General features: G+C 34.7%; 16 protein-coding genes. All 16 read left to right on the forward strand.

What is annotated here, in order from left to right; all coding sequences use genetic code 11:
* Positions 1 to 96: 96 nt before the first annotated feature.
* The gene (locus ACIBF5_RS30895) at positions 97 to 1,848 is read left to right on the forward strand and encodes a terminase large subunit (RefSeq protein ID WP_038399448.1); all 1,752 of its coding nucleotides are present in this window, start codon (positions 97 to 99) and stop codon (positions 1,846 to 1,848) included.
* 205 nt (positions 1,849 to 2,053) lie between these two features.
* Positions 2,054 to 3,286, forward strand: coding sequence for a phage portal protein (locus tag ACIBF5_RS30900; protein WP_038399449.1), 1,233 nt, complete (start codon positions 2,054 to 2,056; stop codon positions 3,284 to 3,286).
* On the forward strand, positions 3,276 to 3,833 hold the full coding sequence (locus ACIBF5_RS30905) for an HK97 family phage prohead protease (RefSeq protein ID WP_038399450.1): 558 nt from the start codon (positions 3,276 to 3,278) through the stop codon (positions 3,831 to 3,833). The genes ACIBF5_RS30900 and ACIBF5_RS30905 overlap by 11 nt, the downstream gene beginning before the upstream one ends.
* A 41-nt stretch (positions 3,834 to 3,874) precedes the next feature.
* Entirely contained in the window at positions 3,875 to 5,233 is a 1,359-nt protein-coding gene (locus ACIBF5_RS30910; RefSeq protein ID WP_038399451.1) for a phage major capsid protein, read from the forward strand.
* An 18-nt stretch (positions 5,234 to 5,251) separates the two neighbouring features.
* On the forward strand, positions 5,252 to 5,593 hold the full coding sequence (locus tag ACIBF5_RS30915) for a head-tail connector protein (protein WP_002456400.1): 342 nt from the start codon (positions 5,252 to 5,254) through the stop codon (positions 5,591 to 5,593).
* Complete coding sequence (locus tag ACIBF5_RS30920) at positions 5,583 to 5,912, forward strand: hypothetical protein (RefSeq protein WP_002456401.1); 330 nt, start codon at positions 5,583 to 5,585, stop codon at positions 5,910 to 5,912. Before ACIBF5_RS30915 ends, ACIBF5_RS30920 begins: the two co-directional genes overlap by 11 nt.
* 2 nt (positions 5,913 to 5,914) lie before the next feature.
* A complete protein-coding gene (locus ACIBF5_RS30925) occupies positions 5,915 to 6,313 on the forward strand; it encodes a hypothetical protein (RefSeq protein ID WP_225540280.1) in 399 nt (132 codons plus the stop codon).
* 4 nt (positions 6,314 to 6,317) lie between these two features.
* The gene (locus ACIBF5_RS30930) at positions 6,318 to 6,722 is read left to right on the forward strand and encodes a hypothetical protein (protein ID WP_002485830.1); all 405 of its coding nucleotides are present in this window, start codon (positions 6,318 to 6,320) and stop codon (positions 6,720 to 6,722) included.
* Positions 6,723 to 6,734: 12 nt separating this feature from the next.
* Positions 6,735 to 7,364: a major tail protein gene (locus tag ACIBF5_RS30935; protein WP_145466028.1), complete on the forward strand. Its 630-nt coding sequence runs from the start codon at positions 6,735 to 6,737 to the stop codon at positions 7,362 to 7,364.
* An 18-nt stretch (positions 7,365 to 7,382) separates the two neighbouring features.
* Positions 7,383 to 7,568, forward strand: a complete 186-nt coding sequence (locus ACIBF5_RS30940) for a hypothetical protein (RefSeq protein WP_002456405.1) — start codon at positions 7,383 to 7,385, stop codon at positions 7,566 to 7,568.
* 70 nt (positions 7,569 to 7,638) lie between these two features.
* Positions 7,639 to 8,001 carry a phage tail assembly chaperone G gene (gpG, locus tag ACIBF5_RS30945; RefSeq protein WP_002485828.1) on the forward strand — a complete coding sequence of 121 codons (363 nt, stop codon included), beginning with the start codon at positions 7,639 to 7,641 and terminating at the stop codon, positions 7,999 to 8,001.
* 56 nt (positions 8,002 to 8,057) lie between these two features.
* A complete protein-coding gene (gpGT, locus tag ACIBF5_RS30950) occupies positions 8,058 to 8,186 on the forward strand; it encodes a phage tail assembly chaperone GT (protein ID WP_396816463.1) in 129 nt (42 codons plus the stop codon).
* A gap of 28 nt (positions 8,187 to 8,214) precedes the next feature.
* Complete coding sequence (locus tag ACIBF5_RS30955) at positions 8,215 to 12,975, forward strand: phage tail tape measure protein (protein ID WP_049386822.1); 4,761 nt, start codon at positions 8,215 to 8,217, stop codon at positions 12,973 to 12,975.
* 1 nt (position 12,976) lies between these two features.
* Positions 12,977 to 13,810 carry a phage tail domain-containing protein gene (locus ACIBF5_RS30960; protein ID WP_002468177.1) on the forward strand — a complete coding sequence of 278 codons (834 nt, stop codon included), beginning with the start codon at positions 12,977 to 12,979 and terminating at the stop codon, positions 13,808 to 13,810.
* A 27-nt stretch (positions 13,811 to 13,837) separates the two neighbouring features.
* Positions 13,838 to 15,379 (forward strand): prophage endopeptidase tail family protein, encoded by a 1,542-nt coding sequence (locus ACIBF5_RS30965; RefSeq protein WP_350666639.1) that lies wholly within the window; start codon positions 13,838 to 13,840, stop codon positions 15,377 to 15,379.
* The gene (locus ACIBF5_RS30970; protein ID WP_002504159.1) at positions 15,372 to 15,545 is read left to right on the forward strand and encodes a hypothetical protein; all 174 of its coding nucleotides are present in this window, start codon (positions 15,372 to 15,374) and stop codon (positions 15,543 to 15,545) included. The genes ACIBF5_RS30965 and ACIBF5_RS30970 overlap by 8 nt, the downstream gene beginning before the upstream one ends.
* The last annotated feature ends 6 nt before the right edge of the window (positions 15,546 to 15,551 follow it).

The raw sequence follows: 15,551 nt of genomic DNA on the forward strand, positions 1-15,551 counted from the left end.
AATTGGGTATGACAATTGATAGTCGTATGCGTTTAGTTGTACCGGTTGAAAAGGATAAAGCAAAATCGGTTTACGATGAATTTGGTGTTGATGAAGATGACTAACGTTAAAATACCTAAAGTGTATGAAAAGCTTCTAAATATACCCAATGATTTAAGAGATGATGCATACAAATACTGTGTCATGGTTCTATCTGGTGCATACATTACATGTAAGGATACTAGACTTGCCTGTATTCGTCATTTAAAAGACATACACAAGTCAATAGATAATCCTGAATGGAATTATATCTATAAACCTAAACGTGCCAAAAAGGTTATTAAATTCATGGAAACACTACCTGATACAAAAGGTAAGATACACAAATTGACATTGTTTCAAAAGTTCATTGTCGCAAATGTCAGAGGTTGGTTCACGAAAGACAGAGATATGCTGAGATTTAGAAAAGCTTTTATCTCAATGTCAAGAAAAGGAGGTAAGTCACTTTTAGTAAGTGGACTTGTACTTTATTCTTTTTTATTCGATAGGGAACCAGCAGAAGGCAGACAGATATTTTGTGCAGCTAATGACAAGAAACAAGCAAGCGTAGTATTCAACATGGTAACTAAACAACTTATGCATTTAGTATCAAAAGTACCAGAATTAAAGAAAGACGTTAAAAAAGTACGCGAGTTGCTTAATAACTTGCGTGATGACTCTTTCGTTATGCCATTATCACGTGATACAAGTGCAGTCGATGGTTTCGAACCATTCCTAGCAGTTATTGATGAATACCATGCAGCGAAAACAGATGAAATGGTCGAATTAATCCAATCAGGTCAAGGTAACTTATACCAATCACTTATATTTATCATCAGTACCGCAGGTTTTAACTTAAATTCACCGATGTTTGTAAATGAATGGCCTTATGCTAAAGATATTTTAGCTGAAATTTATGATGATCCAGAATACTTTGCGATTATCTATGAACAAGACTCGGAAGATGAATGGCAAGATAAAACAACATGGGCCAAGTCCAATCCATTAATCAATGAATCAGACGACTTAAAAGAACAAATTGAAGAGTATTTGGAAAAACGCGTAGCAGAGGCTAATAAAAAAGGATCTATGTTCAAGGTGCTTGTTAAAAACTTCAATTATTGGTTACAAGCAAGTACAGAATCTTACTTAGATTTCAATGATTGGAAAAAGAATGAAACAGATTTTGATATACATGGGTCTAAAACTTATATCGGCCTAGACTTATCACGTGCTGATGACTTAACCGCAGTGTCGTTCGTTCATCTTAATGAAGATAATCAAGAGTATTATGTAACCAGTCATTCGTTTGTGGCTACTAAAGGTGGACTAGATGGAAAAATTGATAGAGATTTTATAGATTATAGACAAATTGCAGAAAACGGTTATTGTACGATTACCGATTTACAAAGTGGAATTATCAATACTGATCAAGTTTTGAATTATATAGAGGATTATATCGACCAATATAAATTAGACGTACAAGCGTTATGTTATGATCCTTACTCAATACATGGTGTTATTGCAGAAATTGAGCGTAGAGATTGGCCTTATGATTTAGTAGAAATCAGACAAGGACCACAAACGTTATCTAATCCGATACTAGATTTTAGATTGAAAGTAATTAATGGCGACATTAAACATCATAAAAATCCGTTACTAGATATTGCGATAAAAAATGCAGTAGCTAAAGATACTAATGACTCATTGATGATTGAAAAGAAAATGAATAGAGAAAAGATAGATCCGCTCATGTCGACTATATTCGCTTATGTGATGGCTTGTGAACATGAATGGGATAGTGAAACTTTAATGCCATTGTTCTTATAGGAGGTGTGATGATGAAAAAATTCTTATACGCACTTGTAGTAATACTATTATTCGTTGTGGGCTTAATAGGTCTATTCTATGGCTTATTTATACTTTGGAAGCCGTTATATATTATTGGTGGCTTGCTGCTCATAGGCCTCTCAGGCGTTTTAAATCAAGCGTACGACAATACCTCGATAAGTCAGAAAGGGGGTGACAGTTAAAGATGCCATTACTTGATTTAGGATTTACAAGCAAACAAGAAAAGATGAACAGAGATTTAGAACGATTATTGTATTGGCAAGAACATGGCACACATGCAAGCTATGTTGGTATAAACGCGCTACGTAACAGTGATGTATTTACTGCTACACGTATTATATCTGCAGACATTGCAAGCACCAAGTTGAAAGTTAAAGGTCACGAAACAAATACAGTGATGGACCAAATACTGGATCTATTTAATAACAATCCGTATTCGGACTTACCGGGTTGGCACTTTAAGTTTATAATCATCGCGAATATGCTGCTTAACGGTCAATCTTTTGTTGAAATTGTACGTGATAAAAACGATTTCCCCGTAGGCTTCTATTTCTTACATAATGATTTAGTAGGAGTTGAGGAAAAAGACGGAGATATTGTCTACAACGTGAGCGAAGATGTGGAAGGTAACGCTGCAAAGATAACCAGTGAGGATATATTGCATTTTAGATACATTACATTAGATGGATATGTGGGTTATAGTCCTTTGTATGCTTTAGCACACGAAATTGGTATTTCTCAAGGTTCTAAGAGCTTCCTACGTAACTTCTTCGATAATGGTGGGACTTCGACATCAGTATTGAAGTATAGAAAAGGGCAAATCAATGCTGAACAATTAAGAGATTTGAAAAAGAATTTCTCAGAAAGCCAATTAAAAAACAATAGTGGCTTAGTTGCTATCGACGACACAATGGAATTCAGCAGGTTGCAAATTCCTACCGAAGTATTGAACTTCTTAAATAGTTATAAGTTCAGTACATCTCAAGTTGCTAAAGCGTTTGGTTTACCAGTATCGAAGCTAGGTATTGAAACAGTAAACACATCTATCACACAAGCTAACCTAGAATATTTGCAAAGTACATTAGATCCAATATTTAAAATGATGATTGCAGAACTCGAAACAAAAATATTTAAGTTTATTGATTCGGGTTACGAATTAGAGTTTGATTCATCACGTCTCATCGACATTGATCCAGAGCTACAATTACAACGTATTACCGAATTGCATAGTAAAGGAATTATTTCAACAGACGAAGCAAGAAGTGTATTTGGTTATCAACCTATTGAACATGGTGAACAACCATTGGTTGACCTTAACAGAGCGCCACTTAACACTTTAGAAAATTATCAAAAATCGAAAATTGACAAAGAAGTTGAAAAGAACTCCATTAAAGGGGGTGATGAGTATGACGAATAGTAACGTTGACACTGGACCACAAGATATGGTTATTAAGGGGTACGCAATTATCTTTAATATAATGAGTGATGACTTGGGTGGGTTCAGAGAAATTGTAGCACCTAACGCCTTAGATGATGTAGATATAAGCGATGTGAAATGTTTAATCAATCATGATTTCAATTACGTTATAGGACGCACACAGGCTGGAACACTTGAGTTAAAAGTAGATGAAAAAGGCTTGTACTTTAAATGTCACCTACCTAACACATCTTACGCCAGAGATATTTATGAAAATATTAAGGCGGGCAACGTAAATCAGTGTAGTTTCTTCTATACATTACCTCCTAATGATTCAACAGCTCGTACATGGCAAAACCTAGATAATGAGTATGTTCAAACCATAAATAAAATTGATGAACTGATTGAAGTTAGCATTGTTACAGTGCCAGCCTACAAAGATACATCGGTTGAAGTCGGTCAACGTGCGAAAGACTTAAAGAAATTCAAACAGTTGGAACAAATGAAGATAGCATTGGATTTAGAAAGCCTTCGTTTTGAAACGTGAGGCTATTTTTTATACCCAAATTTAATAAGGAGTGATATTGCATGGCCAATTTAGATGACCGCAAAAAAGAAATCGCTAATCTGATTTCTAAAGCGCAAGAAGCAGTCGAAAAGGGCGACCTCGAAACTGCTCGTAATTTAAAAGCTGATATTGATGCTCAAAAGAAAGAGTACGAAGAACTCGAACAACTTTCAAAAGAAATTGAAGCATCAGCACCTAAGTTAGAAGAAACACCACCCAAAGACGAGGGTGCAGAAGTCGAAGATAACAAAGGTGATGACACTGGAGAAGGGTCAGAAAGTAAACCATCTGATGACAAAGAGGAGAAACCGTCTGACGAAGAAAAACCTGATGATAAACCAAAACCAGATGACAAACCTGAATCTGAAGCAAAACCGAAACCAGAGGCACCTACAATTGAGAAGGTGGAAGAGCCAACAGAAGAAGAATTAAAAAAAGAAAAAGACAAAAAAGAAGGAGCGAAACGTTCTATGGCGAAATTAAACCAAAACCCAGAAACAAACGAAGAAGTTCTAGCATTTGAACAGTACATGAAATCAAAAGGGGCTAAACGTGACAATGTTAAATCTGATGACGTTGGCGTAACTATCCCAGAGGATATTAAATATATTCCTGAAAAAGAAGTTAAGACAGTCCAAGACTTATCAGAATTGGTACAAAAAACTTCAGTATCAACTGCAAGTGGGAAATACCCGATCTTAAAACGTGCTAACGCTAAATTCAACACTGTGGCTGAATTAGAGAAAAACCCTGAGTTAGCTCGTCCGGAATTCGAAACAATCACTTGGGAAGTAGACACTTATCGTGGATCTATTCCGATTTCACAAGAAGCATTAGATGATTCAGTTGCTAACTTAACTGCTATTGTTTCTGAAAATATTAACGAACAAAAAATCAACACTTTAAATGAACGTATTGGTGAAGTTTTAAAAGCATTCAATCCTACTAGTGTTTCTAATGTTGACGACTTAAAAGAAATTATCAACGTTAAATTAGATCCTGGTTATGACCGCCAAATCATCTGTACACAAAGTTTCTATCAAAAACTTGATACATTAAAAGATGGTAACGGTCGTTATTTACTACAAGACAGTATTATCAACACTGCAGGTAATACTGTGTTAGGTATGAATGTAACAGTTGTGCGTGATGACTTGTTAGGTAAAAATGGAGATGCACTAGCATTTATCGGTGATGTAAAACGTGGTGTGTTATTTGCAGACCGTACAGATGTTTCTGTTCAATGGATTGAAAATGAAATCTACGGTAAATACTTAATGGGTGCTTTCCGTTTCGATGTGAAACAGGCTGATAAAAATGCTGGTTTCTTCGTAACGTTTGAAGATGCAACAGAACCTAGTGGGGATCTAGGAGCATAAGTAAAGTAGGTGATTTCAATGTTCAAAATAGATGACGTTGAAGCCATTAAACAAGCGATACGCGTCGACCATGATTTCGATGATGACTTAATTATGGAAGTGTATTTACCAGGTGCGATTAACGAAATTAAAACAGCTGTATCTTTAAGGGAAGAAGATCAACCTTTTTATGAAAATAACGGATTGTTTAACCTTGCAGTATTGAATGTTGTAGCACATCACTACGATAACCGTTCAACTACTTCCAACGAACAAACTTTCGAAGTACCTGCATCTTCTGTAAAGCTCGTTCAGACATTAAGAAGTAGCTTGATTAAATGGCGTAAGGATAACATTGAGGTGATAGTCGATGAACCTTAACCAATTAGATTACAGAGTTACTTTTTATGAAGTTGTGAATGATGGTCCAGAAGCAGGAATGAATGAACAAAAAGAAATATACAGTTGTTTCGCTGGAATGTACGAACCAACACAAAAAGATGTACAGTTAGGTAATTTAGAACTTAGTAAAAGGTCAGTTACATTAAATATTAGAGATGCACAACCTCAATTTATACCAAGCTCAAAACACGTATTTGAGATAAAAAATGGTATGTATGCAGGGTTGTTTTTTAATGTCAAAAATGTAGCACCTGCTAAGTCGCCTAACTATGTCAAAGTGGTGGGTGAAGAAGAATGACTATGACATTGAAAGGTGATAAAGAAATAATCGCCTATTTAGAAACGAAATACGGTAAATCTGCTACTAAACGCATAACTGACTTTACACTAACTAAAGCTGGCAATAAAGTTGTAAGTATTATCAAAGGTAATATGAAAAGTTTTGAAGATACTGGAGAATCAGTAGAAGAAACTACACTTTCAAAGCCGATGACGATAAAAGGAGTAAGGGCCGTTAAAATTCATTGGCGAGGTCCTAAACAACGTTATCGTATTATCCACCTAAATGAATATGGTCACTTTGATCGTTCTGGAAAGTGGGTTAATACAGCTGGTAAAGGTGTTATTGAAAACGCTATGCGTGAAGGCAGAGAAACGTATTTCAGAACAGTAAAAGAAGAAATGAGAAAGAGGGTGTAATTTATTGGATGACATCACAATGAAAATATACGAAGCGATTATAGATAACAAAGAAATTATGAATCATGTTCAAAAGAACAATATTAAATTCTTTGATTATCCAAACGCACAAGAAATTAAAGATGTAGTGATTGTCATAGATCCATTAGATACACCTACACCTACTGATTTTGGTGATAATGATAATCTCACTTACGAATATTTTTATCAAATAGATGTATTTGTAAAACAAAAACAAGGAGTAAACGGACGAGTCTTATCAGATAGACTCGTTTTTTTAATACAACGAATGATGTGGGAAGTATTAGGTTTTGGAGAGACATCATCAATAAAACCCGAATATATCAAAGAATTTAGTATCTACCGACAAACTAAAAGGTTTGAAGGTAAACAATATTTTAAAATTTAGGAGTGTTTTAATATGGCAGAGAAAAACTATCGTTCATTTACAGGGTTAACAGAATTTTATTATAAAGTGCATGGTGAAGGTGGCGTTAAAAAAGTTGCTGATCCAGAACGCATTAAATATTTACAAGAAATTTCAGTATCCAAAGATCAAGACATCGAAAAAGCATATGGTGATAACCAAGTAGCAGAAATGGCAGTTGCTAACGGAACAATCGAAGTAGAAGCTGGTTTCCATAAGTTACCATTAGAGGACAGAGTTGCATTGTTCGGATTAGAAAAATCAGAGGACGGCATCGTGTCAGTTGGTAACGATACACCACCATATGTAGCTGTTATGTTTGCGAAAACTATGGAAGATGGTTCACGCGAGTATGTGGGATTACCTAAAGGATTATTCACATTCCCTGAATTAGAAGGTAATACAAAAGAAGATGGCGTAGAATTCAGTTCTGACTCTACTACTGCTGAATTCATGCAAGCTAAAGTTAAAGGCTTCGAAGAAGAAAAAGCAATGTTATTAGGTCACGATGCTAAAGGTACATCCGTTATGAAAGACGCTATTTGGGAGGCTGTTTTTGGCGAATCTGCACCAAGCAGTGATCCAAAAGAATCTAGTGGAACAGAATCAGAACTAGGCGCATAACATACAGGAGGTTTGATTATGGCTAAAAATAAGTATGAAGTTTTACACAAATTCATTGATTTAGAGGATAAGAAGAAAGTTTACGATACTGGAGATACTTATCCTAAACCAGCGAACAAAAAAATCTCTGATGAGCGTATTTCAGAGCTTTCTACAAGCAACAACAGACGTGGAAAAGCGTTAATCAAAGAATTAGAAGAATAACTATTATCGAGGACTTCGTGTCCTCTTTTTATTTGCAAATAAAAATCAAAATTAAAGGAGCAATTAAAATATGGCTAAACGTAATTTTATTAAATTAATTCAAATCGATAAAAAGGGTAACGCAGTAACTGATTCAGAAGGTAACGCAAAATTCGACACTTATATTACACCTACACAAATTCCTTTTCGTAAAATCTATGATGCAGCTGATTTAATGGACGGTGCATCAGATGAGAACACTTCTGCGCAAGAAAATATCGATCAAATGTTAGACATGGTAGTTGATATTTACAACAATCAATTTACAAAAGATGATTTACTAGACAGATTGCATGCACCAGATGCTGTAGAAGAGTTACAACAACAAATTCAATTTATTGCACAAGGTCAAATGGATGAAGAAAGAAAAAAGCAACTAGCCAAAATGATTTAAAACCTATCAATTATAAAGAACATAAGGAAAATATGAAGAAGTTAATGTTGAAAATGATGGAAGAAGGCGGTAAGGATATTAACGATATTTTAGATATGCCTTTTGCTTTTTTCATGGAGTTAGTTGACGAAAGTAATAAGAAAAACGTCAAGAAAACAAACAGTATGATCGACGCGTTCATGTAATACATTTTATAAGTAAGGAGGTGGAGTGATGCCAGAAAGAATAAAAGGGTTGCAGATTGACCTATCTATGAAAGATATGGGCGTTCAACGTAGTATTTCGGAAATAAAACGTAGTTTCAAAGGATTAAACGCTGACTTAAAACTATCTAACAACAACTTTAAGTATTCCGAAAAAAGTTTAAATTCATATAAGTTAAGAACTAGAGAATTATCGCAAGCAGTCAAAGAATCTAAAGCTAACGTTGCAGCGTTGAAAGCAAAATACCAAGAAGCAGCAAGAGCATCTGGTGTGAATAGCAAAAAAGCTGCTCAATTAAGGCAGGAATATAGTCGACAAGCTGACAATCTTAATTATTTACAAAACGAACTCGACCAAACGCGAGATAAATATAGAGAAATGATTGCAGTAAGTAAATCGTCTGTCGGTAGACTTGGGCAAACATTTTCTGAAATAGGACCTAAGATAAAATCTATTGGTGACTCAATGAAGTCGGTTGGGCGTAACATGAGTTTACACGTTACCGCACCAATTGTGGCAGGTTTTGGTGCTGCGATGAAGAAAAGTATAGACTTCGATGATACTATGCGCAAAGTAAAAGCCACATCTGGTGCTACTGGCGATGAGTTTAACCAACTTAGAATAAAAGCACTTCAAATGGGTCGAGATACTAAATTCACTGCTTCGGAATCTGCTGAAGCGATGAACTACATGGCACTTGCAGGTTGGGACACCAAAGATATGCTAAAAGGTATTGGTGGTGTAATGGATTTAGCTGCCGCATCTGGTGAAGATTTGGCAAGCGTGTCTGATATTGTAACCGACAACTTAACTGCATTTGGCATGAAAGCTAAAGATAGTACTCACTTTGCTGATGTTTTGGCTCAAACGAGTTCGAAAGCTAATACTGATGTACGTGGTTTAGGTGAAGCGTTTAAATACGCTGCTCCAGTTGCTGGTGCGTTAGGTTACACGATAGAAGATACATCAGTAGCTATTGGTTTGATGTCTAATGCTGGGATAAAAGGTGAAAAAGCCGGCACAGCATTAAGAACAATGTTTACCAACCTTTCTAAACCAACAAAAGCAATGAAAGACGAAATGGATAAACTGGGAATATCTATTACTGATAGCAACGGTGAAATGCTGCCTATGAGAGATGTAATGGACCAGCTTAGAACTAAAATGGGTGGTTTATCCAAAGATCAACAAGCAGCCGCAGCTAGTACAATATTCGGTAAAGAGGCTATGAGTGGTGCATTAGCAGTTATCAATGCATCAGACGAAGATTATAAAAAGCTAACTAAATCCATAGACGGCTCTAAAGGTGCTTCAAAAAGAATGGCTAAAGAAATGGAAGGCGGTATTGGTGGCGCAATGCGTAAAATGAAATCGGCAATTGAAAGTTTAGCGATTTCATTAGGTGATGCATTAGCCCCAATGTTATATAAAGCTGCTAAATGGATTACATCATTAGCGAATAAGTTTTCTAATTTACCTACTGGCGTTCAAAAAACGATTGCAGTTGTAGGATTACTCGCCGCAGCTATTGGTCCACTACTAATGGTCTTTGGCGTTATGGCATCAACAATTGGCACTGCTATAACAGTATTAGGATCTTTAATGACGAGTATGAGAACACTATCATTTTTATCTAAAACCAGTGCAGCAGCGACTGGTATTTGGAATGGCGTTACTGCCACTGCTCGTGGTATCGCAAATGGTTATAGATATGCGGTGGCTGCATTAACCACTTCTCAGACAATACAGGCTATGAAAACTAAAATTGCTGCAGCTGCAACAACAGCTTGGACTACAGTTACTAAAGGTGCAACTTTAGCAACTAAAGGCTTGGGATTAGCAATAAGATTTATGACTGGACCAGTCGGTATAGTTATTACAGCCATCGGATTATTAGTAGCAGGGCTTATTCATTTATGGAAAACAAATAGCTCGTTTAGAAATGCAGTTATCGGCATTTGGAATTCAATAAAAAATGCTGCAATAGCTATATTTGGTTTTATCAAACCTTATATTATTAATATTTGGAACGCAATTAAAAACTCTACAATTGCCATTTGGAACGCGATTAAAAGAAGTGCTGTAATAATATGGAACGCTATTAAATTTGCTGTTCAACATCCTATTCAAGCATTAAAAAATGTCTTATCAGCTTTATGGAATGGCATGAAAAATGCTGCTATTAAAATCTGGACCGCCTTAAAGAACGGCGTTATAGCAATTATTAAAGCATATGTTGCGCAAGTAAAATTTAATATCAACCTTATTAAACGCATTGTAGTTACGATATTTAATGCTATTAAAAGCTTTTCTATTAAAGTGTGGACTGCATTAAAAAATGGTGTGTTAGGAATCGTTCGAGCTTTGCGCAAAGGTGTTCTATCTGTATTTAACGCATTAAAAAAAGGTGTTTCTGTAATATTTAATGCTGTAAAGAATGCCACAGTTAAAATCTGGACGGCTATAAAAAAATCAGTAGTGAATAAAGCAAAAGCATTATGGTCTGGAGTTAAAAATACATGGAATGCACTCAAAAAAGGTACAATTGGCATATTTAAAGCAGTTGGCAGTTTCATGAGTTCTAAATGGAACAGTATTAAAAAAGGTACTGTTAATAAAGCGAAAGCTCTATGGTCAGGCGTCAAAGGTGCTTGGGGATCACTTAAAAAAGGTACTCATAACACCATGAATGCTGTAGGTGGCTTCATGAGCAAGAAATGGAATGGAATTAAAAGTACTACTGTATCTATAGTAAATGGCATGAAATCGAAAGTTATGGGCACCATGAATAAAATGAGAGACGGTATCAAAACAGTTACCGGTAAAATTGGGAATCTTTTTGGCGGAATGGTTAAAGGCGTTAAAAAAGGCCTTAATGGATTAATCAAAGGTGTTAACTGGGTCGCAGATAAATTAGGTATGGATAAAATACCTAAGATTAAATTATCTACAGGTACTCAATCTACGCATACACAAAGTTATATTACCAACGGTAAAATCAATAAAGGTACAATGGCAACAGTAGGGGACAAAGGTAAAGGTAATGGTCCTAATGGATTCAGAAATGAAATGATTCGTTACCCTAATGGAAAACTAGCTTTAACTCCTAATAAAGATACTTTAACATTCTTACCTAAGAAATCAGAAGTTTATAATGGCGCCCAAACACATGCTATTTTATCTAATTCAGGATATGACACTAAGAAGAAAAAACTACCTAAATTTAGTAAAGGTACTAAAAAGAAAGACGGTATATTAGATGTTATTAGCTCTGGTGTAAAAAATGATGTTAATAAAGTAAAAGACATTGGTGGTAAAGCAAGAGACATAGGTGGTACTACGTTTGACAAAGCAAAAGACATAGGTACAAAAGCACTTGATAAAGCTAAAGATGTGTCTAGCACTGTTATCAAGGGTATTGGAGATGTTTTTGATTATGTAGGTCATCCTATGAAATTGGTAAATAAAGTCTTTGAGAAAGTTGGTTTTAACCTAGACTTTATGAAAAATGCACCATTACCATTTGATTTAATGACAGCTATGATTAAGAAACTTAAAAATGGTATTAAAGACTTCTTTAATGAAGGTTTAGACTCTGCAGGCGGTGGAGATGGTTCTTCGTTCACTAAATTCCCAATTACTACGGGGTATTATCCTAATGGTGGTGCTCCTGGTTATAGTTTTAATGGTGGTGCTCACTTTGGTATTGACTATGGCGCTCCATATGGTACAACTATCAATGCTACCAATGATGGAAATGTAAAAGCTATCCACAACTTAGGTGGAGGACTTGTTGCACGACTTTTAACAGGTCAGTTCACATTGTTCTTTATGCACTTATCTAAAATATTAAAACAAGGTAAAATCAAAGCTGGAGAACCAATGGCTAAAACAGGTAATTCAGGTCAATGGACTACTGGTCCACACGTACACTTCCAAGTTGAAAGAGGTCGCCATGATGACATCACAAACAGAGGGACAGTAAACCCTGCTAAATGGCTTAAAGGTCATGGCGGTGGCGGAAAAGTTGGTGGTAGTGGTTCTGCAAACGCACGTAGAGCAATTCAAAAAGCACAATCTATTTTAGGTGGACGTTATAAATCGTCTTATATTACCGAACAAATGATGAGAGTTGCCAAACGTGAGTCTAACTTCCAATCAGATGCGGTTAATAACTGGGACATCAACGCACAAAAAGGAACGCCTTCTAAAGGTATGTTCCAAATGATTGAACCATCTTTTAGAGCATATGCTAAACCAGGACACGGAAACATCTTAAATCCAACTGACGAAGCTATATCTGCTATGCGTTACATTGTAGGTAAGTGGGTTCCTATTATGGGGAGTTGGAGAAGTGCATTTAAACGTGCTGGAGATTATGCTTATGCTACAGGCGGGGTTATTAACACTGCTGGATTATATAATTTGGCAGAAGATGGATACCCTGAGATAGTAATCCCTACAGATCCAAGCAGACAATCAGATGCGATGAAATTGTTACATCTTGCTGCAAGTAAAATTAGTGGAAATAACAGAAATAAACGACCTAACCAATTACGTACACCTAATGTTACTAGTAATACAGTTGATAATGCAGAATTACTACTACAAATGATAGAAAATCAACAGAAACAAATAAACGTGTTAATGGAAATAGCACGAAGTAATAAAACTATTGAAAAACAACCGAAAGGTTTTTCAGAACGCGATGTAAGTCAGGCACAAGGTTCAAGGTTAAGACTCGCTGCTTATAGCCAGGGAGGTTTATAAATTGGAAAATAAAAAAGTAAAAATATTTAACGATCATTTCGAAGAAACACTAACGGATATTCCTCATCTTAAGTTTCTAGAATTTGAAGAAGAGGATTTAGATAGGAAGTCCAATCAGATTGAAGTTAATGGTAGCGATGGCGTTTTACAAGGACCGATGAATTTCGGTCCTTTTAATTTGATACTGAGATTTTCATATAAAGGCATGGATTATAAAGAATATAGATTAGCAAAAGAAAAGTTACGTCAATTGATAAATAGGAGAGATCCTTATTTCGTATGGCATTCAGATATGCCAGGTAAAAAATATGCAGTTATACCAGAGGGTGTCAGTAATGAAAATTTAACAAGTCAATTTGGACTTATTGAGGTGACTTATTCTGTCTACAAAGGATATGCAGAATCATTAAAAGATACTTCTGAATTTAGTTGGACTGATGAAAGTTGGCAATTTGAACAAGGTGTTATAGGAAGTGATGAAGTTAAATATAAACACAATATTCGTTACTTTAAAATATTTAACGGTTCTAAAGATACTATTAACCCTTTATTAAGACACAAATTAAATATTAATTGCACACTTACAGCACCTTATGGATTTGAAATCGTTAATCTAACCACAAATGATATATTTGAATATAAAAAACCGCTCAAAAAGCGTAATACGGTTTCTATTATAGGAGTGCATCCTTATATTAATAATAAAAGAGTTGGTAAAGACACAAATTATGATTTTATTACTTTAGCGCCGGGTTGGAATGAAATTTTAATTAGAGGTCACAATATATCCAATAGTCCTAAAACAGAATTTATATTTAATTACATCTATAGGTAGGTGAGAATATTGGAAAATCTAATATTTATGAATAGAGAAGGGACATTTTCGGAAATTGTTAATGACTTTGATTTTGGTTCCTTTAAATATGAATATGAACAAAATAATGAGCGATCCATATCTCTCACTGCTTATAAAACTAATGTTAACGCCGATATATTCGATAGTTTGATTAATGAAAATTATTTAATTTGGAAGGGCCAGAAATATGTTATTAAATCGACTGAGCTTAAGTATGAAGAAGGTGTAATACTTAATGAAATTGAGGCTAAGCATATTTCTATGGAATTTCAAAATCATTATGTACCTAAAGATTTAGATGATGAGTCACTGAATGATGAAGATGAGACTGAAGCAAAAATTTCCATGAAAGTTAAAGAGTACCTTGATTTTGCATTCAAAAATAATAAACTTAATTTCGATTATAAGTTACATGGAAAATTTAATGAGAGTAAATATATTGAACAGTTAGGAGATAAAAATGGTTTAGAACATCTTATTGAAGGTGCTGAGTATTTTGGCTATATATTTTTTGCTAATAATAAAACTTTCCATATTTATACACCTGATAATTTTTATAAAAAATCAGATGAAATATTAGTTTATAAATATAATAATAGTTCGGTTTCGGCTAAAACAATCACAACTGAATTACGCACCTATATTCAAGGATATGGAAAGAAAAAGTCAAAATCCGAAACGAAAAACTATAAACCTATAAAACCTAAAGATTTCTCATACTCTGGAAATTTTAATAAAGAAGGGACTTGGTCTACTGAACATATAGGAGATTCGTTTTATAAGACATTTGATTGTAAGTGGGGGAATGAAACCTTAACTTGGAATCTAAAAAAAGGACCTAAAGGTGGAATTATCGAAGTATTTATTGATGATAAGTCGAAAGGGACTTTTGATTGTTACAGCGCTCATGCTTCGACGCAAAAAGTTATTTTAGCTAAAGGATTATCAAAAGGTAAACATTCTTTTAGAGGCGTTTTTAAATCGAAAAAACCTGGTATTGATTATAAGAAGTCTAATCCAGTCATGTATGTTGGTACGAGTAAAAGTAGTGTTTTAAATCTAACTGCAGTTCTTAAAGGCAAAGATATTTATCATGTATATGCTGAATATAAGTCTCCATATTATAAGCAATATGGTAAATCAGAAGCCCCTACAATATATGATGATAATATTACAAATCAATCAGAGTTAAAGAAGAAATTAAAAGAAACGCTTGATGATATTCCAACAATCGAAGTAGCAACGAATTATTTAGGATTAGAAAGTATTCATGAAAATAATACTATTCGATTTATTCACAAACCTATCGGATTTAATACTGATTTAAAAGTTGTCAAACTTACTGAATATCACCCCCTTGTTTCGCAGCCTATTGAAGTGGAATTCAGTAATGCTCAGAAAGATATTATACAAATGCAATCACAGTTCAATCGTAGGTTAAGAAAGGTTAATAATCTTATGAAAAAAGGATTCAAAACTAGTGACTATTCTTTAAATGTGTTAGAGGAATATAACGAAACAGTAGGAAGTGTATTGATTGATGAGTAAAGAAGTATCGATAAGATATCTACAAGATAGAGATGGAGAAGAATATTTTCCAGTCACGCACATAGAGGCAGTCATCGGTTTAGGTGTTTACTTAGATAAAATAGAAATTTTGGAAAAAGAAAATGAAGAACTTAAAAAGAGAATATCTCATTTAGAGAAGGAATAAAAGGAG

Source organism: Micromonospora sp. NPDC050417 (genome assembly GCF_044458865.1).
In the GTDB taxonomy this organism is placed as follows: domain Bacteria; phylum Actinomycetota; class Actinomycetes; order Mycobacteriales; family Micromonosporaceae; genus Micromonospora_G.